This is a genomic window from Collinsella sp. AM44-11 (genome assembly GCF_003467145.1).
In the GTDB taxonomy this organism is placed as follows: Bacteria; Actinomycetota; Coriobacteriia; order Coriobacteriales; family Coriobacteriaceae; genus Collinsella.
Window position 1 is genome coordinate 1 of the sequence record NZ_QSFE01000039.1, and the last position, 1,024, is coordinate 1,024.

Below are 1,024 nucleotides of genomic sequence, written 5' to 3' on the forward strand. Positions count from 1 at the left end.
CGGCGGGACCTGGTACTACGCGACGGGCTCCGGCGCCCTCGTCTCCGGCTGGCTCAACCTAAACGGCGCCTGGTACTGGCTTGACCCCTCGACGCACGCCATGGCCACCGGGCTCCATGGGTGCAACGGCTCCATGTACTGGTTCAACGGCTCCGGCGCCATGGCGACCGGATGGGTCCTCGACGGCGGCACCTGGTACTACGCGACGGGCTCCGGCGCCCTCGCCTCCGGCTGGGCCTACGTCGGCGGCGCCTGGTACTGGCTTGACCCCTCGACGCACGCTATGACTACGGGTGTTCAAGAAATCGATGGGGTGAAATACTCTTTTGCTAGTAATGGTGCTTGGCTCGGCTAGCAACTCTTCTTTAATTGCTTTTTTCTAACTACATATTGCTCTTAGCTATCCATTTGTAGACTATGTTTATGTAAAAATTGGTTACTACCGGGGGCTGCACATGGCAAGGAAAAAGCGAATATCATTAATCCTAATCATTCTTTCAACTCTACTGCTCGCTGGGCCCGGTGTGGTTGATATCGCGAACGCAGAACCCATAAACTCCTCCATCCCTACTGATGTTGACCGGCAATCCGTCCCCTCGACTCTTTCTCCTTCCGATTCAATCAATGATGGGTCCGCTCAAGAATCCGTTAAATGGAATCAGGGTTGGAATTCGTTTGACGGTAACTGGTTCTATGTGGATTCAGTTAATCCGGTCTCGCTGCATTCTGGCTGGCTCTATACCAATGGGGCCTGGTACTGGCTCGACCCCGAGGCGGGCGGTGCCATGGCGACGGGCCTCCATGCGTACAACGGCTCGACGTACTGGTTCGACGCCTCCGGCGCCATGGCGACCGGCTGGGTGCTCGACGGCGGGACCTGGTGCTACGCGACTGGCTCCGGCGCCCTCGCCTCCGGCTGGCTCAACCTGAACGGTGCGTGGTACTGGCTCGATCCCTCGACGCACGCCATGGTGACGGGCTTTCACGAGTGCAACGGCTCCCTGTACTGGTTTAATTCGTCCGG

General features: G+C 58.3%; 2 pseudogenes. Both read left to right on the forward strand.

What is annotated here, in order from left to right:
- A pseudogene (locus DW943_RS10340) lies at nt 1-355 on the forward strand (hypothetical protein); the annotation flags it as partial.
- Between the two features lie 340 nt (nt 356-695).
- Nucleotides 696-1,024 (forward strand): annotated as a pseudogene (locus tag DW943_RS10545) (choline-binding protein A); the annotation flags it as partial.